Genomic DNA, 19,220 nt, shown 5'->3' on the forward strand with positions numbered 1-19,220 from the left:
GTGGATCATGCGTTTCTATCCGGTCAGCCTGGACGCGCTCCTGGTTGAGTTGGCGAATCTGGACGAGACTCTCGCCCTGTTCGACTCGCTACAGCAGGAGCCCATTGTCGGCGTGGAAGAAATCATTCCCGCCGCACGCACTGTACTCGTGAGCTTTCGTCCCGCATCCATCAACCGTGAGGTACTGGCAGCAAGGATCGCTTCACGCAATGTCCACGGCAAGGTTCGCGAAGCCGGCAAGCTGGTCGAGATTCCCGTGCATTACAACGGCGAAGATCTGGCCGATGTGGCCCGTGAACTGGACATCAGCGTCGAGGAAGTGATCAAGCGCCACACCGGCAGCGATTACGATGTGGCCTTCTGCGGCTTTGCGCCGGGTTTTGCCTACCTGAGCGGCGGTGCCGGTTTCCAGGTGCCACGCCGCAGTACGCCTCGCACCCGCATTCCGGCAGGTGCCGTGGCGCTGGCGGGGGGCTTCAGCGGAGTCTACCCACAGGCCAGCCCTGGCGGCTGGCAGATCATTGGCGTTACCGAATCGAAAATGTGGGACCTGGGACGGGATGAACCGGCCTTGTTGCAGCCGGGCTATCGCGTACGTTTTTGCGATGCAGGCCCACTGCCTGTCACCCGTGTTTCGGTGGCTGCGCCAAGCCGTCCGGCAGCGTCACCCGTTACAGGAGACGCTCTGGAAATTCTCTCGCCCGGCCTGCAGACCCTGTTTCAGGACCTGGGTCGCCATGGCCGCGCCGGCCAGGGCGTATCGGCATCCGGCACCATGGACCGGGGATCGCTGCGCGCTGCCAACCGTGCAGTGGGTAACGATCCGGCAAGCGCCTGCCTGGAAATCCTCATGGGTGGCCTGAGCTTTATCAGTCATGGCCCGTCAGTGATTGCTATCACCGGCGCCACCGCTGCGATAGAAGTGCATACCGCTGAAGGTCAATTGCTGCGCCCCGCGCTCTACACGCCGTTTGCCTTGCAGGACGGTGATCGGGTCAGCATCGACGCGCCTACTGCGGGGCTGCGCAACTATCTGGCGATTCGTGGCGGCTTTACCCATGAACCGGTGCTGGGCAGCCTGTCCACCGACACCCTGGCTCAGGTCGGCCCTGCGCCTCTGGCGACAGGTGATCGTATCGGCTTCAAACAAAGAGTCGGCGGGCCTGCGGTATCGGTAACCGAGCAACCGGTATTCGACATGCCACGCGCTGATCAGGTCATCACTCTGGATGTGGTCATGGGGCCACGTAGCGACTGGTTCACGCCAGAAGCTCAGGCGCTGCTGGCCGAACAGACATGGAAAGTGACACCACAGTCGAACCGTATCGGCATTCGACTGGCGGGCGATCAGTCACTGGTACGTGTCATCGAAGGTGAGTTGCCCAGCGAAGGCACCACCGTTGGCGCAATCCAGGTTCCGCCCAGTGGCCAGCCGGTGCTGTTCCTGGCCGATCACCCGCTGACCGGTGGCTACCCGGTTATCGGCGTGGTTGCACCTTATCACCTGGACCTGGCCGGTCAGATTCCGGTCAATTCCCGTATTCGCTTCAAGCCGCTGGGTGCCTTTGAGCCCGTGCGTCCTGCCCTTTCAGACGAGACAAAAAACCAATGAAAAAGGTTCTGATTGCCAACCGTGGCGAAATTGCCGTCCGTATCGCCCGAGCCTGCCGTGACTATGGCATTGCCTCGGTGGCGGTGTATGCCGATGCCGATATCGATGCGTTGCATGTGCGCCAGGCCGACGAAGCCTATGCGCTGAACGGCGAGCGGCCTGCCGATAGCTACCTGAACATCGAAAAGCTGCTGGCCGTCGCAGCTCGCGCCGGTGCCGACGCCGTTCACCCCGGTTATGGCTTTCTCTCGGAACGTGCCGAATTCGCCCGCGCAGTGATCGATGCAGGCCTGACCTGGATCGGCCCGGATCCGAGCACAATCGATGCCTTGGGCGACAAGGTCCAGGCCCGAAAAATTGCCCTTAAGGTCGGTGCACCACTGGTGGCCGGTACCGAAGACCCGGTGAACGACGCCAGCGAAGTGGTCGCCTTTGCCGAGCAGCATGGTTTGCCGATTGCTATCAAGGCAGCGTTCGGTGGCGGTGGTCGCGGCCTGAAAGTGGCCTGGAAGCTCGAAGAAGTCAGCGAGCTGTACGAGTCGGCAGTGCGTGAAGCTGTCACGGCATTCGGTCGTGGCGAGTGCTTTGTCGAGCGTTTCCTGGACCGCCCTCGGCATATCGAGGCGCAGATCATCGCCGACCGTCATGGCCGGGTCGTTGTGGTGGGCACTCGTGACTGCTCGCTGCAGCGCCGCAATCAGAAACTGATCGAAGAAGCACCGGCGCCTTATCTCGACGAGGCCTTGCGTCAGCGTATTCACGATTCGGCACGGGATATCTGTGCCGAAGCCGGTTATGTCGGCGCAGGCACAGTGGAATTCCTGCTCAGTGCCGATGGCACCTTGTCGTTTCTTGAGGTCAACACCCGCTTGCAGGTGGAACATCCGGTTACCGAAGAAACCAGCGGGATCGATCTGGTCATCGAGCAGTTGCGGGTTGCCGAAGGCCTGCCACTGTCGTTCGAGGGCACGCCGACGCCTCGCGGTCACAGCTTTGAGTTCCGTATCAACGCCGAAGACGCTGGCAATGGTTTCCTGCCAACGCCCGGCCTCATCGAGCGGTTCCAGGTGCCGTCCGGTCCGGGTGTGAGGCTGGACACCGGCGTGATCGAAGGCTCGCGAGTGTCACCGAACTTCGACTCGATGATCGCCAAGCTGATCGTCACAGGTGCCACTCGTGAGCAGGCCATTCGCCGTGCCCGCCGTGCCCTGGCCGAGTTCAACGTGGACGGTGTGGCGACGGTGCTGCCGTTCCATCGTGCCGTGATGGACCATGACGACTTCACCGCCGCCAATACGTTCGCCGTGCATACCCGCTGGATCGAGACTGACTTTGCCGAAAAAGTGACCATCGCTCCGCGCAGTGCCGCACCGGCCGATGCTGGCGTGCTACGCACCTTCGTCGAGATCGACGGCAAGCGTCACGAACTGGGCCTGCCAGCAGCACTTCTGCGTGGCGTCAGTCTGAACGCGGCAGCCCCCGGCACTGAAAGTGTGGCGGCTGCCGAAGCACAGGACCCGCAAGCGGTCGTTACTCCGGTCGCAGGCAATCTGCATGCCTGGGTCGTCGCTGATGGCGAGTCCGTACAGGCCGGGCAAGTTATTGCGGTGATGGAAGCAATGAAGATGGAAACGTCGATTCTGGCGCCGTGTGCCGGTCAATTGCAGATCACCCAACAACCCGGGAGTTACTTTGAAGCCAAGTCCAGAATTGGGCGTATAGAAACAACACGCTGATTCAATAGTTTTTCTGCTGGCATGTTACGCACAACCGGGTATTTCCCCGGTTGCTGCGTGCTGCCCACAGGAAATGTTCCAGGCAATGTTGCACTCCTTATAAAAACAAACCGTATCGATTAAATCTGCCATGACTCGGAGCCTAACGAAAATGTCGATCAATAAGACTTTTGCACTCGTCAGTACATGCGCGCTGTTTATTCCAATCAACGCTTCGGCAGACTTTATTGCCGACAGCAAAGCCAGTGTCGATCTGCGCAACTTCTACTTCAACCGTGACTTTCGCAACGGACCACCCACAACCCGGCGCGACTCGGCGCAGGAATGGGCTCAGGGCGCAATGCTCAGGTTCGAGTCGGGTTACACCGCCGGAACAGTGGGCTTGGGTATCGATGCCCTCGGCATGGCAGGCTTCAAACTGGACGGCGGCGATGGCTCCGGTGGCACGGGTTTGCTGCCAGCCGACCTGAGTTCAAGAAACGGCCGCGGCTCACAGAGCGAATACTCCAAACTGGAACTGACAGCCAAGGCGAAGGTGTCCGAGACCGTGCTCAAGGTCGGCTCTCTTGCCTTTCGCAGCCCGGTAGTGTCGAGCAATGACACCCGCCTGCTGCCATCGACCTTCGAGGGCGCGATGCTGACCTCAAAGGATATCGACAAGCTGGTCTTGCAAGGCGGCCAACTGGAGCAGATCAAGTTCAACAGCTCCTCCAACTATCAGGATTTCACCGGTAACCGCATCGGTGGCGTCAGTGATGAATTCAACTTCGCCGGTGGCACCTACAACTTCAGCAAGACCCTCAGCACCAGCCTGTACTACGGCAATCTGGAAAACGTCTACCGGCAGTTCTTTGGTGGCGTGGTTTACGAGATTCCGCTGGCGACTCAGCAGTCCCTGAAGTTTGACCTGCGCTATTCAAAAAGCACCGAAGACGGCAACTTCCGCAACCTCGAAAACCGTGCAGCCAACGGTATGGTGTCTTACACCCTGGGCTCCAGCATATTCAGCGCGGCCTACCAGCGCATGAGCGGTGATGATCCGTTCCCGTACATCGCCAACACCGACCCGTACCTGGTCAACTTCGTGCAAATCAACGATTTTGCGAACATAGAAGAACGTTCGTGGCAGTTGCGCTATGACTACAACTTCGCCGCACTGGGTATTCCCGGTCTGACCTTCATGAGCCGTTATGTCAGCGGTGACAATGTCCGTGTATCGGGCAATAACACGGGTAAAGAGTGGGAACGCAATACCGATATCGGTTATGTCATCCAGAGCGGCACACTGAAGAATGTCGGTATCAAACTCAGGAATGCCACCGTGCGCTCGAACTTCGGCAATGACCTGGATGAAACCCGGTTGATTCTGAGTTACACCGTCGCCCTGTGGTAAACCCGACACGCTTCAAACGCTTTCAAATATAGAACCACGTTACTTACCGGAAAACTTCACATGTAGGCCTCTACACGTGCGGCCCCGTTCGCCCGGAAGTTATCGATAGCAGGGATGCTTTAAACGTTAATTAAAAAACCGACGGACTGTTGTGCAACCGATCCAGTACGCAGAGACACAGCGATGAGACATCTCAGGTTCAACCAGAAGATATTACTGATCGCCGCATTGGTGATCATGACGGTGTTTTGCGCATTCTCCGCGCTGAATGACGTTCGCTTGCGTGACGACAACCTACAGAGAATCGAACAGAACACCCGTGCCCTCTCGGCCTCCATGGCCCATGACATTCAGAGCTGGCTGGACGGCCGGATGATTCTGATCAAGAACGTTGCCGAATCCATCGGCCAGGCGCCCTCGCCCGAAAACATACTCGGCAAATTGCAGGGCCAGGTGCTGATGGAGCAATTCATTGCCGGCTATGTCGGCACCCATGACGGCGGCTTCCACATCTATCCACCGCGCCAGATGCCTGCCGGATACGACAGCCGGGAACGCCAGTGGTACAAGGACGCCATCGATCAGGGCACCGCGATGACCGAACCCTATGTCGGTGCAGGCATCGATTACCGGATCATCACCCAGGCGGTTGCCATCCGTTCTGGCGGGCAAACCCTGGGAGTTCTGGGTGCCAGCCTGAACATCGAGACGATTTCGCGGACCATCAATAGCCAGGTGTTCGATGGCGGCGGTTACGCCTTGCTGGTGAGCAAGGCCGGCAAGATTCTGGTTCACCCGGACAAGGCGCTGATCGGCAAGACCCTGGCTGATCTGTTTCCCACAGAGACGCTGACCCTGAGCGACAGACTGGTCGAAGCCACATCGCTGGATGGCCCTAAACTCACCCTGTTCACTCCCGTCAAAGGCTTGCCTTCCCAGGACTGGTACATCGGCATCGTGCTGGATAAGCAGGCGGCCCTGGCCAGTATCTCTGCGTTCCGCAACTCAGCGATCATTGCCACGGTCGTTGCCGGTCTGATTACCTTGCTGATGCTCGGGCTGCTGATGCGTGTGCTGATGAAACCCCTGAACCTGATCAACCATGCGATGGAAGACATTGCTCAGGGCGATGGCGACCTGACCCGGCGTTTGTCGATTGTCTCCCACGATGAGTTCGGGCACCTGGCCGAGAGTTTCAATCGCTTCGGCGACCGGATTCATGCCTCCATCACCGAAGTTTCATCCACGACCAAAGCCTTGAACGAAGCCACTCGCCGGGTGCTGTCGGCATCCAATTCCTCAGTGGAGAAGTCGGAGCATCAGTCGGGTTACACCACCACGGTTGCCGCGGCCATCGAAGAGCTGGGAGCCGCCGCACAGGAAATAGCTTCAAGTGCATCGTCAGCCTCAAGAGGTGCATCCAGCGCCAGAACCCAGATCGACTGGACCAGCACGCTGGTGGAAAAAACCGTCGATACGATGAGTCAGTTACAGCAGAACATCGAAACAACCCGCACCCAGATCGAAGACCTCAACGCCAAGAGCGCCAATATCGGCAAGGTGCTGGAAGTCATTTCGACGATTTCAGGCAAGACCAATCTGCTAGCGTTGAATGCGGCTATCGAAGCGGCCAGGGCTGGAGAGGCAGGCCGTGGGTTCGCGGTGGTGGCGGACGAGGTCCGAAGCCTGGCCCATCACACTCAGAACGCGACCGAAGAAATCCGCGCAGTGATCCAGGCGTTGCAGGACGGTGCCACCCAGGCAGCCCAGACCATGCTGCTCAGCCATGAAATGGGCACCCAGAGCGTCCGGGTGGCCACCGAGGCCGGGGCAAGCCTGCTGAGCGTGGTATCACGCATCAGCGAAATCGACGACGTGTGCCTGACGGTCGCCGCCGCGACCGAAGAACAGACCACGGCCGTCGATCAACTGACCCGGGATGTGCACGCCATCAGCCAGTTGAACCATCAGGCCACCGACAACCTGAACGCAACCCTCAAGGCCTGCGGCGAACTGGACTTTGAAGCCGGACGGCTCAGGAGTGTTGTCGATACCTTCAAGTTGTAACTCGGCAACCGGCCTGTGCCGGGAAAGCTGCTCACAATCCGCAGGACCGGATTTATCCGGGAAGGCGGTATTTCTGCCGATGAAGATGCAGAGCATGTACAGGCCTCTTCCCGGCTGAAGCCGGTCCCACAGACGGATGCCAGCCCATTACGCTGGCGGCAGTTCCCAATCTGGTTCCACAAGCAGGAAAGTGCAGTTCTACACGCTTTTGCTGACGATCTGCCGGATCGCTCCAACGAACACATCCACCGGCTGGCCACCGGACACTGCGTATTCGTCATTGAAGACGATGGTGGGAACCGAGCTGACACCGCGAGAGATCCAGAGTTGTTCGGCCTCGCGAACTTCAGCGGCATATTCATCGCTGGCCAGAATGGCTTCGGCACGCAGGCGGTCCAGCCCCACTTTTTGCGCCACGTTGGCCAGGGTCTGGTGGCTGGAAGGGTCTGCGAGATCGGTGAAGTAGGCGGCAAACAGGGCTTGCTTCAACGCCGGTTGCTTGCCTTCCAGCTCAGCCCAGTGCAGCAGGCGATGGGCATCGAACGTGTTGTAGATGCGCCGCTCGCCCTGGGTAAAGACAAACCCCAGCTCCGCGCCGCGCGCCCGGATGTTCTCGTGAATGTCATTCATCTGCTCAGGCGTGGAGCCGTATTTCTCGGCGAGGTGTTCCTTGATGTCCTGGCCTTCGGCAACCATGTTCGGGTTCAGCTCGAAGGGCTGAAAGTGAATCTGTGCCTGCACTTCATCACCCAGCGCTTCAAGCGCCTGCTGCAGCGCACTCAAGCCAATGGCGCACCACGGGCAGGACACATCGGAAACGAAATCGATTTTCAGGGGAGTGGTCATGGTGACGCTCGCGGTTGGCAGAAAACAGTCACCATACACGTGCCTCTTACAACTGCGCCATATGCCGCCCGTCTTCGTGCTGAGCCTTGAGATAGGGCAACACGGCTGCCAGCAACGGCGCCTTGAACGCCTCCTGGAAGCGATGCGCCAGACCTGGAATCAGGCGCAACTGGCTGCCCTGTATGTGAGCAGCCACATGCACGCCATGCATGACCGGCAATAGCGGATCAGCCGTGCCATGCACCACCAGCACCGGAAGGCGCAGGCGATTGAGCAGTTCTACCCGACTGGGCTCGGCCAGAATCGCGGTGATCTGGCGCTTTACGCCTTCGGGGTTGAACGCCCGGTCATAAGAGACGGCGGCCTGTTGCACAAGCATGGCCCGGTCGTCCTTGATCTGCGGGCTGCCCAGAGCGGCCAGCAGATCCGCCTGTTGCTCGATGGCAATCTCGCGATTGGGCGCGCCACGGCGGGCCAGCAATTGCAGCAGCGCAGCATTGGGCATCGGCAAGCCCTGGGCGCCGGAACTGGTCATGATCAGGGTCAGGCTTTCGATGCGTTGCGGGGCCAGGTCGGCAAGGTGCTGAGCGATCATGCCGCCCATGCTTGCCCCCAGCACATGAAACTGTTCAACGTGCAGCGCATCCATCAAGCCCAGCGCATCATCGGCCATATCGGTCAGGGAATAGACCGCAGACACCGGCAGGCCCAACTTGTAGCGCAGCACTTCATATGTGAGGTTGGCGTCCGCCGGTGGCTGGACCCAGGACGACAGGCCGACATCGCGGTTGTCGTAGCGAATCACCCGATAGCCTTGCTGACACAGAGCAACCACCACTTCGTCAGGCCAGTGAATCAGTTGCCCGCCAAGCCCCATGACCAGCAGCAAGGCAGGGTCGGATTCATTGCCAATACTTTGATAGGCAATGCGAACTTCCTTGAGTTCGGCAATCTGTACAGGAGCACTGACATCGCATCGAGAGGCCGCAAAAGACGGCAAGCCGCACAAGAGCGCGGCCAGAAAGAGTAAAACCCGCATGAAAAACACCAAAAAACAGATCTCCAGTAGGCAATAAGTCTGATGATGTTTTTCAAAGCGCGCTGCCACAGTTGCGTGACAGTTTGATGAATCGGGATCAACGGCAGCGCTGGCGCTGCCTCCCCTTACAACAGTTCGGCTCTCAGCTGCCGTGCTGCCGCGACCATGTTGACCAGTGCGGCTTCGGTTTCCGGCCAGCCACGGGTCTTGAGGCCGCAGTCAGGGTTGATCCACAGGCGTTCTGCCGGGATGCGCTGTACGGCCTTGGTCATCAACTTGACCATTTCGCGGGTATCCGGGACCCGTGGCGAGTGGATGTCGTAGACGCCCGGTCCGATATCGTTCGGGTAATCGAATGCCTCGAAAGCCTCCAGCAATTCCATGTCCGAGCGCGAGGTTTCGATGGTGATCACGTCTGCATCCATGGCGGCGATGGAGTCGATCACGTCATTGAACTCGCTGTAGCACATATGGGTGTGGATCTGGGTTTCGTCACGCACGCCTGAAGCGCACAGGCGAAACGCTTCAACGGCCCAGTCCAGATATTCCTGCCATTGCGCCTTGCGCAGCGGCAGGCCTTCACGGAAAGCGGCTTCGTCGATCTGCACGATCTTGATGCCGGCCTGCTCCAGATCCACCACTTCGTCACGAATCGCCAGAGCCAACTGCTGCGCCTGGATTTTGCGGGATACGTCTTCACGCGGGAACGACCACATCAGCATGGTCACCGGGCCGGTCAGCATGCCCTTCATGACCTTGTCGGTCAGGCTCTGGGCATAGCGAATCCACTCGACCGTCATGGCCTCGGGACGGCTCAGGTCGCCAAAGATAACCGCTGGTTTCACGCAACGCGAACCGTAGCTCTGCACCCAGCCAAAACGGCTGAACACATAACCGTCGAGTTGCTCGGCGAAGTACTCGACCATGTCGTTGCGTTCGGCTTCGCCATGCACCAGCACATCAAGGCCCAGGCGCTCCTGAATCTGTACGGCGTGGCGAATTTCATGACGCATGGCGTCGGTGTAGTCATTGGCCGACAGCTTGCCCTGCTTGTACGACTGGCGCGCCAGACGGATCGAAGATGTCTGTGGGAATGAGCCAATGGTTGTCGTCGGAAAGGCAGGCAATTGCAGACGGGCACGCTGCACGTCAATGCGCTGCGCAAAAGCTGACTGACGCTGGCTGTCGGCAGCGGTGATCGCAGCCAGACGAGCCTGCACATCCGGTTTATGGATACGCGGTGACTGCTTGCGACTGGCCTGGACTGCACGGCTTTGCGTCAGGGCAGCCAGCACGTCGGGACTCTGAGGTTCATTCAGGGCCTGAGTGAGCACGGCAATTTCCCCGCACTTCTGTACGGCAAACGCCAGCCAGCTTTTCAACTCGGCATCGAGTCGGTCTTCACGGTCCAGATTGACCGGGCTGTGCAGCAGCGAAGACGAACCGGCGACCCACAGGTTGTCGCCAAACCGCGCCAGGGCGTCTTGCAGGGCCTCCAGCGCCTTGTCCAGATCGCAACGCCAGACATTACGCCCGTTGACCACGCCCAGGGACAGCACTTTATAAGTCGGCAGGCGGTCGAGCACCGCTGCAAGCTGCTCGGGGGCACGCACCAGATCGATGTGCAGGCCATCCACCGGCAGGGAAACCGCCAGACCGAGGTTGTCTTCCAGACCGCTGAAGTAGGTGGCGACCAGTTTCTTCAGCGGTGAATATTGCAGGCTGTGATAGGTACGCTCGAAGGCATTCTTCCATTCCTGAGGCAGGTCGAGGGTCAGGATCGGCTCGTCGATCTGTACCCACTCAACGCCCTGCTTCGCCAGGCGGCCGAGGATTTCGCCATACAGCGGCAGCAAACGGTCCAGCAGGTCGAGCTTGTCGAAGCTCTCCCCCTTGGCCTTGCCCAGCCACAAGTAGGTCAGCGGGCCGATCAGCACCGGCTTGACCTTGTGGCCCAGCGCATGGGCTTCATCGACCTCTTCAAACAGTTGCTCCCAACTCAACTGGAAACGTTGGTCCCGGGAGAACTCAGGGACCAGATAGTGATAGTTGGTATCGAACCACTTGGTCAGCTCCTGAGCGTATTGAGCGTTGGCCTGCGCCCCGCCGCAGCAGGCACTGGCGCCGCGCGCCATGGCGAACAGGGTATCGAGGGTCGGCAGGCCTGCCGCGTCCTTCACTTGATTGAAGCGCTCGGGAATGACACCGAAGGTCAGCGAATGAGTCAGGACCTGGTCGTACCAGGCGAAATCGCCTGCAGGCAGCAATTCGATGCCCGCGTCCTTCTGCAGTTGCCAATGCGCCGCACGCAATTCACGGCCCACAGCACGCAAGCCATCCTGGTCCAGATCGCCCTTCCAGTAGGCCTCCAGCGCTTTTTTCAATTCACGATCAGCGCCGATGCGCGGGAATCCAAGGTTGTGTGCCAAAGCCATGCTGTGTCCTCCATAAAAGATGGCGCTATTGTCGACAGCCAGGCAAACATGAGACAAACTCATTGTTTTCTCTTTGATCACAAATTTCATTCATGGAGCGCTCAAGGTGCTTGAAATACGTCACCTCAAAACCCTGCACGCCTTGCGCGAGGCCGACAGCCTTGTGGAAGCTGCCGAGCGCCTGCACCTGACCCAGTCCGCCCTCTCCCACCAGTTCAAGGAACTGGAGGAGCGCATGGGCATGCCGTTGTTCGTGCGCAAGACCAAACCGGTGCGCTTTACCAGCGCCGGGCTGCGCCTGTTGCAACTGGCCGATTCATTGCTGCCCCAATTGCGCAGCGCCGAACGCGACATTGCGCGACTGGCGGGCGGTACGGCCGGGCGCCTGCACATGGCCATCGAATGCCACAGCTGCTTTCAATGGCTGATGCCGACCATCGACCAGTTCCGTGACTCCTGGCCGGAGGTCGAACTGGATCTGTCTTCGGGATTTTCGTTCGCTCCGCTGCCGGCACTGGCTCGCGGTGATCTGGATCTGGTGGTCACTTCAGACCCGCTGGACATTCCCGGCATCACCTATGTGCCGCTGTTCACGTACGAAGCGATGCTCGCCGTGGCCAACCAGCATGCGCTGGCGGGCAAGCCTTACATCGTGCCGGAAGACCTGGTGACCGAAACGCTGATTACTTATCCGGTGGAGCGGGATCGACTGGATATCTTCACGCGCTTCCTGGAGCCTGCCGACATTGAACCGGCGCAGGTCCGTACTTCCGAACTGACGGTCATGATGATGCAACTGGTGGCCAGCGGACGCGGCGTGTGCGGCATGCCGCACTGGGCACTGCACGAGTACAGCTCGCGTGGCTACGTAAAGGCCAAGCGGCTGGGGGAAAAGGGACTGTTCGCGACGCTTTATGCAGGTATTCGCGCCGACATGCTGGATGCGCCTTACATGCGCGACTTCCTGCTGACCGCGAAAGACACGTCGTTTTCGACGCTGGACGGGGTGAGTGCAGTGCGTTGAACCCAGTAGGTGCGAATTCATTCGCGAAGAAGCCCTTCGCGAATGAATTGCTCCTACCGTGATCAGGCTTCTTCGCGCATCTCGCGATACAGCGGCAGGATCAGGTCACGGGTCAAAGGAGCCAGCACCCGTTCCGGGTACACTTCAGCCCCGACCCAAATGACTTCCTCGATCTCGGCAGCCGGTACGATCTGGGCATCGGTGCGTACGCCGAACAACTGGCAGTGCACTTCAAAGCCCGGCTCGTTGGCCGCCGGTGCGCTGAACTCGCCGAGGAAAATGGCCTGCTGGGGATCAATCACCAGACCCAACTCTTCTTCCAGCTCCCGAACCAGCGCATTCACCGCTGGCTCACCCGCTTCAATCTTGCCGCCCGGCTGCATGAAGGCCTCGGTGCCGCGCTTGCGTACCAGCAAGGTCTGGCCATCCGGTGCAACCAGCAAGGCAGCGGCAATACTGATGGTCTTCATGCAAAGATGTCCGTCTTCAGCAAACGAGCTTCATCATCACGCTCCAGTGCCAGTACGATCAAGCGATCGATCAGCCCGGCGTAAGACAGACCGCTGGCCTGCCAGAGCTTGGGATACATGCTGATGGAGGTGAAACCGGGGATCGTGTTGATCTCGTTGATGATGATCTCCCGCGCCTCGGTGACAAAGAAGTCGACACGCGCCAGACCGGCACAGCCCAGAACACGGTAGGCCTGCAAGGCAACCTCACGCACCTGCTCGCTGAGTTCTGGCGCCAGTTCGGCGGGGATGGCGATACGCGCCTGATCACCGTTGAGGTACTTGGTGTCATAGGCGTAGAACTCGTCATTGGCGATGACTTCACCACATACACTGACCTGCGGCTCACGGTTGCCCAGCACCGCACATTCCACTTCCCGGCCGACAATGCCCTGCTCGATCAGAACCTTGTGGTCGAACTCGAAGGCCAGCGCCAGGGCCGCTTCAAACCCGGCTTCGTCGGTCACTTTGCTGACGCCCACCGAAGAGCCCTGGCTCGCCGGTTTGACGAACATCGGCAGCCCCAGTTGCCCGGCCACGTCGCTGAACTGCGCAGTCTGGCCACGCATCAGCACCACGAACGGTGCCACGCTGATGTCGGCATCGCGCAGCAGGCGCTTGGTCACGTCTTTATCCATGCAGGCCGCAGAGCCCAGCACATCCGGCCCTACAAACGGAATCGCCAGCAGACGCAACAGGCCTTGCAGGGAGCCATCTTCGCCGTAGGCACCGTGAATCAGCGGGAACACGACGTCGATACGCTTGAGTTGCTCGCCCGACTCGACCTCGACGAACTGCCCACCCGCGCTGCCTGGCAGCAGGGCCAGCAGCTTGCCCGATGTGCTCAGCCGGATCCTGGCAGGGTCGCTGGCATTGAGCAGGTAATCGCCTTCCTCGAACCGCAGCCAACGGCCCAGCTTGTCGATGCCGATCAAGGTCAGTTCGTAGCTTTCGCGATCAATCGCATTGATCACGTTGCGTGCCGACTGCAACGAAACCTCATGCTCGCTGGATTGCCCACCGAAAACGATGGCGACTGATTTTTTCAACGCGGGTACTCCTGTTTTTCAGGCCGCGAAGATAAAAGCAATGCCCGGCATTAGTCCAGAGGCTCAGTGGTCGCATGTCTGAAAAGCAGGCAAAAAAATCCCCGGTCCGGGCAATCCTGCACAGATCGCCCGAAATCGGGGAACGGGGCACCGCATCAAGCGGACGGAGTGCCCGCCTTGCTGCCGGAGCCAAAACCTGCGAAACGCTTGTTGAAGCCTGCGATACGGCCTTCGGTGGTGGTCTTGCGTTGCTGGCCGGTGTACATCGGGTGCGAAGCACTGGACACGTCGAGCGCCACGTAAGGGTAGGTATTGCCGTCGGTATGCTGTTGCGTGCGATCGGTATCGACCGTGGAACCGATCAGGAAATACACGTCGGCAGCCGTGTCGTGGAACAGCACGGTGCGGTAAGCAGGATGGATGTCAGGTTTCATGAGGGCCTCCGGGCAAGTCATTTAAGCACTGTTATACCATAACACAATGCTGTCCATTAATGATAATCAGTGCCATTTGCCGGTTCGCCCCTGAACTTGATCGGGCTGGCGCTTGGAGCTATGGTTCGCCCCGCCTCTGCCAAATCAGCGGCCCGGGATGGTTCTCCCGGCTTACTGGTAGCCAGGACAGCACGCCCGCCAGCACGGCATCCAGTCAAGGGCGAGCCGTGGGCACGCCAGCGCCTACTACTCACAGCCGCACGGATCCGTCCACCGATCGGTTCTGGACTGCGGATGAAATAACACGTCAGTAGGATTTCTCATGCCTGATATCACCCACTATGACCTTCCTCATTCGGCTTACGAGCGCCTGATCGAAGCCCGCGACTCGCTGCGACTGCTCGATGGCTACGTCAACAAGACCGATGTGCTCTGCAACCCTTCGATGCTGGTGGGTTATGTCTCGATGCTGCAAAGCGCCTTGCAGGAAGTGATTGCTGCCAGCACTCCTGCAGAGCCACGCGACAGCTTCATGCGCAAGGCCGACGAGCTGGGCTTCGTTGCGCTGAACCCCAAAGAGCAGGCATTGATCAAGCATCTTCGCTGGACCAGTCTGGAAGGACGTGAAGATATCTATTCAATGGCCGAACGACTGCGACATATAAAACCGTGGGTATTGGAGAGTTGAGGCTGAACTCACAACTTGATGTTTATCAAGCCGTTGAACGGCCAACAGAAAGCTCATCATGAAGCACGATATAAAAACCGGGGTGCGGCCATAAAACCCTGTTGAAAATGAGAAACATTCTCCATTGTTTAGTCATGATGTTTATATCGAAAAGATCTGTTCGATAAATATATTTTTCATCATCAGTGTGGCATTAACCACGAAGTCATCTACTTTCAAACTGCCTTTCCAAGCCGCATGCATTGGAAATTTTCCATAGGACGCACAAGTGCTTGGCATTTTGCCTTTAGTGCAGTGAGCACTCTTTGACCTTGCAATGATCCGTGGACTACACGTCCGGGTTTCTGCCTGCCTGTGATAGGGCAGGCTCCTCGTAAAACAGTATGCAGCCGTCACGATATCGGGAGAGTGAAGTGTGCTGTATCGCCGTGTCTGCACAGCACCTATTTATATCCAAGGAGGAAGTATGCCGGTCAGTCTGACTTCACAGTGGTTCATCCAGCCGGGCCAGGAAATAGAAGCCCGCCAGGGATTGATGCAACTTGCCCTCGACGTACAAGCCAGCGAGCCCGGCACCCTCACCTATCTGGTAAACACCCCCTTCGGTGCCGATGACCGGCTGCAATCGTTACCGCCACCTGATCCATTGCTCGTGTTGTTCTTCGAGACGTATGCAAGCCCCGATGCGTTTCTCGCCCATGTGAACGGGCCGCTCTTCACCGACTTCGTGGCGCAGTATGGCCATTGCTTCGTGTCGTCGAACGGCAAGCCCTATACCACCGTGCAATTTCTCGACAAGTTGGCCGGTTTTTCCGGGCGCAACGTTCAAGAGTCAGAGGAGGTCGGTAATCGGCATCCGGTAGTAATGTTTGAAATCATCGCCAAGGACTCGACAGCCGCCAGGGCTTTCTATCAGCACGTGTTCGGCTGGCAGTATCAGACCGGGACGGGCGGTTTTTCCTACATCCACTTTCCGGCCGGTATTCCGCCGCTGCTTGGCGGCATCGGTCAGGCTGACTCTGCCATTCCCGGTTTCGAGCCCGGACACAACTTCTATCTGCTGGTCGATGCCCTGGAGCCGGTGCTTGAAGCCGCTTTGGCAGCAGGCGGATCAGCGCTCATGCCGCCAGCCGCAATCGATGGCTACCGCTTCGCGATGTTCAAGGACCCGGAAGGCAATCCGGTCGGACTCATCGAACCCTTCAACACCTGAACACGCTTTCTGGCAGGACGCAGCACGGACACACCCTTTCGCAACATGGACGCAACAAGGAGGTATTCGACGTGAGTTATCTGAACTCCCTCAGGCTTCACTTTTCCGGGAAATTCCAGGCCAATGTGTCGACGGTCAATAATGATCCCGGCCACTATGATAATGCTGCGTTTCAGTCCATCTACCAGCAATTGGGTGGTCCGGGTATGCAGCCACCAAACGGATGGTTCAACCCTCAAGGAGATGCCGCTTTCCGCCTGCTCGGCTGTACCATCAACTCGGCCTGGACCTCATCGGGTGCAGTGACGCAGCCTGACCCCGTACTTGGCTACATCATTGCCGATTCCGACGGTCGCGTGCCCGCCAAGATGGTCGACCTGGATCCTGAGCAGCAACTGGTTTCGGAGATATGGGGGCTTGAGGTACGTATTGCCGACGCCAGCGGCAATACGCTCATGAGGGGGCAGTTCCTGCCCGCAGCCTTTATCGATATCTGGAATCGTGCAACAGGGCAAGGCTCAGACCCAAGCGATCAGGGAGCATGTGCCGCGTATCAGTCCGTGCTGCAAAACCTGCAATGGGGCGATGTCTCGAACTCTGCTTTTCTGAGTCAGTTACAGCAGACCTCTCAGGCTAGTGGACAGTTGTCCATCAAGTTCAATGTTGACGGCCTGAACATGGACAATACATCGCCAGACTTCATGTGCGGTCGAATCGTCGGCACGGTAGGGCCTTATCTGGCCGGTGAGCCTCAACATCTGGTGATTGGCCGCCACTTCATGGCAGCACCCGCACCCACGGACAGTTTTTTCATACCTTCCGGAGGGATCAACTTTTTCCCGGCAGCCATCGATGTCGAGGCGAGCTGTATCTACCTTGATCTGGGCAATGCATTGTCCACTACCACTCCTGGAGGTGGTCTCAATGATCTCGGAGACCTCCAGCTCGGTGCCTATTCTCCCATTCTGACACAGCCGGATCCGGCAGGTACCGTCATTGCGCTAGGTACCCTTCCCTCATCGGGAAGCACAGGCTATGTGGGAAATCCCGACTGGTACGAGCAGACAGCGGGCGTAGTGGTGTTACCGCTTTCTGCACCTCTGTTGAAACTTGCGCAAACCCAACAGTTGGTACTTTCGGGACAGCAAGGAATCGTCATCAGCGAATGGTCAAATGCAGCGTTCGTGCGTGCCGACAAGTTTGTCTATCGCTTGAGTCCTGGCGACAACATCGACATACCGGTCTATGCCATGCAATACGGACGACCATTGGCGCAAGCCTCGATATCCTTCGCGTTTGATCCTAGCCAGTTACAGCCAACGCCCAATGAATGGCCTTATATAATGGCCTCGCCCCCTGTCGGGACACCAGAAAGCGCCCTGAATATTCCTCAGACATCCAAGACCGACGCCAATGGCAAGGCCGTGCTGTCTCTGATCACCAGCGATCCAGGAAATCCACGCCTTTTCAATGATGGCAGTTCCTCGATCGATGGGCAGGTCTATGGCATTCGTCCCGCATTCACCGATGTCAACATGACCGCAGGCCCGGTCAACGCCTCCGACTTCATCAGTGTTCTACTCTGGAGCGGCTACACCATTCCTGCATCACCAACCTGGGATGATATCCAGCCGATCTTCCAGCAATACGCCAACCTCTACCCGGTGATGCTGCGCTTCCTGAACATGGCGGATTTCGATTCGGTGGTGAAAACCGCCGGATTACTGACCCTCGCGTTCAGCCTGGATATCCAAGACGCCAACTCGATGCCGGTGACCCGGGACCTGTCTCCCGCCAAGCGTCAGGCCATTCTTACCTGGCTCAAGAATCCCTTGCCCGGAACGAAAACAGCCACCAGGGCGGCACCTCAAATCGATGCGGCCACCCAGGCTGCGGCTCCAACAGGCAGTGCGCCAGCCAGTGCAGCGCGAGGAGGCAAAGCAGCGGCAATTGCCCGTCGCCTGATCAACCAGACCCAGCCAGCAAAGGGGTAATGCCATGATTCGTCTGCAACGCTCAATGATTGCGGGCCTGCAAGGCCCCAACGTCACGGTACAACAGGTACTGGATGCGCTTCAGTCCGCTGTCGAACTGGAGCACTCGACCATCCCGCTTTATCTGTATGCGCTCTACTCGATCGATGCCAGCAAAAATGCGGAAATCTCCGCCATCATTTCCTCGGTGGTCATCGAAGAAATGCTGCACATGACACTGGCGAGCAATGTGATGAATGCCCTCGGCGGCTCGCCTGTCATCGACTCACCGGGCTTTATCCCCAACTATCCAGGCCCGCTGCCCGGCGGCGTGCAATCGGACCTGACCGTGCATCTGGCCCCCTTCTCACAGACACAGTTGCAGACTTTCCTGCAGATCGAGGAACCGGAAAAAGCGCTCGATTTCAAACTGCTTGCGGCGCAAGCCGATGTCACCATTGGCCAGTTCTATACCGCAATTTCGGACGCCATCGCGCAACTGGGTGACGGCGCCTTTCTCAACCCGTCGCCCAATCAGGTTGGCCCCGATCTGATGTGGGGGTCGGTGGTTGTCAGCAATGTCGCCACAGCACAGCAAGCCATCACAACCATCATCGATCAGGGCGAAGGCACATCGACCTCCCCCCTTGAAGTCGAAGGCGGAGGATACGCGCACTACTATCGCTTCATGCAGATCCAGAAAGGCAAACTACTGATTGCTACACCCGACGGCGGCCCTGCACCCGAGGATAAATATGCCTATGCCGGTGCAGCGATAAACTTCGATCCCACGGGCGTCTACCCCGTCGCTACCGACCCCGGCCCCTATAAGCCAAACACAGTGCAATCCTTCGCCAACGACAATTTCAACTACACCTACACGAGCCTGCTCCAGTCGTTGCATGCCCTGTTCAACGGCGATTCGAGCCAGAACCGGATGAATACAGCGATGGGCCTGATGATGTCGCTCAAGGGCCAGGCCAAGGCAATGATGTCCGGCATACCGGACCCAAAAACCTTCACAGGCCCGACCTTTCAGTACCAGCCGACCAACCCTGCCAACTGACAACATCCTCGATCAAGGGCGAAGAACGGCAACAGTGCGGTCTTCGCCCTTATTCATTTATCACCCGCCTGCTACATTTCCCTTGCAACGGCTCATGAGCCAGCAATCGATGTTTATGCAGCCCTGCGGCCCGATG

Annotated in this window: 15 protein-coding genes; 9 read left to right on the top strand and 6 right to left on the bottom strand. The window is 58.5% G+C overall.

The window, feature by feature from the left end; genetic code table 11:
* The first annotated feature begins 7 nt into the window (after positions 1–7).
* The 4 genes from KGD89_RS19925 (at position 8) to KGD89_RS19940 (ending at position 6,808) form a co-directional block, all read left to right on the top strand.
* On the top strand, positions 8–1,612 hold the full coding sequence (locus KGD89_RS19925; protein ID WP_025261527.1) for a 5-oxoprolinase subunit B/C family protein: 1,605 nt from the start codon (positions 8–10) through the stop codon (positions 1,610–1,612).
* Positions 1,609–3,348 (top strand): acetyl/propionyl/methylcrotonyl-CoA carboxylase subunit alpha, encoded by a 1,740-nt coding sequence (locus KGD89_RS19930; RefSeq protein WP_025261528.1) that lies wholly within the window; start codon positions 1,609–1,611, stop codon positions 3,346–3,348. The genes KGD89_RS19925 and KGD89_RS19930 overlap by 4 nt, the downstream gene beginning before the upstream one ends.
* 151 nt (positions 3,349–3,499) lie before the next feature.
* On the top strand, positions 3,500–4,741 hold the full coding sequence (locus tag KGD89_RS19935) for an OprD family porin (RefSeq protein ID WP_025261529.1): 1,242 nt from the start codon (positions 3,500–3,502) through the stop codon (positions 4,739–4,741).
* A 183-nt stretch (positions 4,742–4,924) separates the two neighbouring features.
* Positions 4,925–6,808, top strand: a complete 1,884-nt coding sequence (locus tag KGD89_RS19940) for a methyl-accepting chemotaxis protein (protein WP_025261530.1) — start codon at positions 4,925–4,927, stop codon at positions 6,806–6,808.
* A 198-nt stretch (positions 6,809–7,006) separates the two neighbouring features.
* Here the strand turns inward: KGD89_RS19940 and KGD89_RS19945 are convergent, their stop codons facing one another.
* From KGD89_RS19945 to metE, 3 genes are all read right to left on the bottom strand, one after another.
* On the bottom strand, positions 7,007–7,654 hold the full coding sequence (locus KGD89_RS19945; RefSeq protein WP_025261531.1) for a DsbA family oxidoreductase: 648 nt from the start codon (positions 7,652–7,654) through the stop codon (positions 7,007–7,009).
* A 46-nt stretch (positions 7,655–7,700) separates the two neighbouring features.
* Entirely contained in the window at positions 7,701–8,693 is a 993-nt protein-coding gene (locus KGD89_RS19950; protein ID WP_038400564.1) for an alpha/beta fold hydrolase, read from the bottom strand.
* A gap of 125 nt (positions 8,694–8,818) precedes the next feature.
* Positions 8,819–11,128 (bottom strand): 5-methyltetrahydropteroyltriglutamate--homocysteine S-methyltransferase, encoded by a 2,310-nt coding sequence (metE, locus tag KGD89_RS19955; protein ID WP_025261533.1) that lies wholly within the window; start codon positions 11,126–11,128, stop codon positions 8,819–8,821.
* A gap of 106 nt (positions 11,129–11,234) precedes the next feature.
* On the opposite strand from metE, the gene metR reads away from it, so the two are divergent.
* Positions 11,235–12,152, top strand: coding sequence for a transcriptional regulator MetR (gene metR / locus KGD89_RS19960; protein WP_025261534.1), 918 nt, complete (start codon positions 11,235–11,237; stop codon positions 12,150–12,152).
* A 62-nt stretch (positions 12,153–12,214) separates the two neighbouring features.
* Here metR and KGD89_RS19965 read toward each other — a convergent pair whose 3' ends face one another.
* From KGD89_RS19965 to KGD89_RS19975, 3 genes are all read right to left on the bottom strand, one after another.
* Complete coding sequence (locus tag KGD89_RS19965) at positions 12,215–12,622, bottom strand: NUDIX hydrolase (protein WP_025261535.1); 408 nt, start codon at positions 12,620–12,622, stop codon at positions 12,215–12,217.
* On the bottom strand, positions 12,619–13,710 hold the full coding sequence (gene ddlA, locus KGD89_RS19970; RefSeq protein ID WP_025261536.1) for a D-alanine--D-alanine ligase: 1,092 nt from the start codon (positions 13,708–13,710) through the stop codon (positions 12,619–12,621). Before ddlA ends, KGD89_RS19965 begins: the two co-directional genes overlap by 4 nt.
* A gap of 155 nt (positions 13,711–13,865) precedes the next feature.
* Positions 13,866–14,144, bottom strand: a complete 279-nt coding sequence (locus KGD89_RS19975) for a type B 50S ribosomal protein L31 (protein WP_025261537.1) — start codon at positions 14,142–14,144, stop codon at positions 13,866–13,868.
* Positions 14,145–14,466: 322 nt separating this feature from the next.
* Between KGD89_RS19975 and KGD89_RS19980 the strand changes: the two genes are divergently transcribed.
* From KGD89_RS19980 to KGD89_RS19995, 4 genes are all read left to right on the top strand, one after another.
* The gene (locus KGD89_RS19980; RefSeq protein ID WP_025261538.1) at positions 14,467–14,832 is read left to right on the top strand and encodes a hypothetical protein; all 366 of its coding nucleotides are present in this window, start codon (positions 14,467–14,469) and stop codon (positions 14,830–14,832) included.
* Between the two features lie 466 nt (positions 14,833–15,298).
* The gene (locus KGD89_RS19985; RefSeq protein ID WP_025261539.1) at positions 15,299–16,045 is read left to right on the top strand and encodes an antibiotic biosynthesis monooxygenase; all 747 of its coding nucleotides are present in this window, start codon (positions 15,299–15,301) and stop codon (positions 16,043–16,045) included.
* 71 nt (positions 16,046–16,116) lie between these two features.
* Positions 16,117–18,039 carry a hypothetical protein gene (locus KGD89_RS19990; protein ID WP_025261540.1) on the top strand — a complete coding sequence of 641 codons (1,923 nt, stop codon included), beginning with the start codon at positions 16,117–16,119 and terminating at the stop codon, positions 18,037–18,039.
* Positions 18,040–18,043: 4 nt separating this feature from the next.
* A complete protein-coding gene (locus KGD89_RS19995; protein ID WP_025261541.1) occupies positions 18,044–19,084 on the top strand; it encodes a ferritin-like domain-containing protein in 1,041 nt (346 codons plus the stop codon).
* Positions 19,085–19,220: the final 136 nt, after the last annotated feature.

The sequence above is a fragment of the Pseudomonas cichorii genome (genome assembly GCF_018343775.1).
GTDB lineage: Bacteria > Pseudomonadota > Gammaproteobacteria > Pseudomonadales > Pseudomonadaceae > Aquipseudomonas > Aquipseudomonas cichorii.

Bases quoted from the DNA above. Each gene is read 5' to 3' on its own strand.
- KGD89_RS19950 (WP_038400564.1), bottom strand. From the start codon at position 8,693: ATGCGGGTTTTACTCTTTCTGGCCGCGCTCTTGTGCGGCTTGCCGTCT.
- KGD89_RS19935 (WP_025261529.1), top strand. From the start codon at position 3,500: ATGTCGATCAATAAGACTTTTGCACTCGTCAGTACATGCGCGCTGTTT.
- KGD89_RS19940 (WP_025261530.1), top strand. From the start codon at position 4,925: ATGAGACATCTCAGGTTCAACCAGAAGATATTACTGATCGCCGCATTG.
- KGD89_RS19975 (WP_025261537.1), bottom strand. From the start codon at position 14,144: ATGAAACCTGACATCCATCCTGCTTACCGCACCGTGCTGTTCCACGAC.
- KGD89_RS19965 (WP_025261535.1), bottom strand. From the start codon at position 12,622: ATGAAGACCATCAGTATTGCCGCTGCCTTGCTGGTTGCACCGGATGGC.
- KGD89_RS19945 (WP_025261531.1), bottom strand. From the start codon at position 7,654: ATGACCACTCCCCTGAAAATCGATTTCGTTTCCGATGTGTCCTGCCCG.
- metE (WP_025261533.1), bottom strand. From the start codon at position 11,128: ATGGCTTTGGCACACAACCTTGGATTCCCGCGCATCGGCGCTGATCGT.
- KGD89_RS19925 (WP_025261527.1), top strand. From the start codon at position 8: ATGCGTTTCTATCCGGTCAGCCTGGACGCGCTCCTGGTTGAGTTGGCG.
- KGD89_RS19980 (WP_025261538.1), top strand. From the start codon at position 14,467: ATGCCTGATATCACCCACTATGACCTTCCTCATTCGGCTTACGAGCGC.
- KGD89_RS19930 (WP_025261528.1), top strand. From the start codon at position 1,609: ATGAAAAAGGTTCTGATTGCCAACCGTGGCGAAATTGCCGTCCGTATC.
- KGD89_RS19995 (WP_025261541.1), top strand. From the start codon at position 18,044: ATGATTCGTCTGCAACGCTCAATGATTGCGGGCCTGCAAGGCCCCAAC.
- KGD89_RS19985 (WP_025261539.1), top strand. From the start codon at position 15,299: ATGCCGGTCAGTCTGACTTCACAGTGGTTCATCCAGCCGGGCCAGGAA.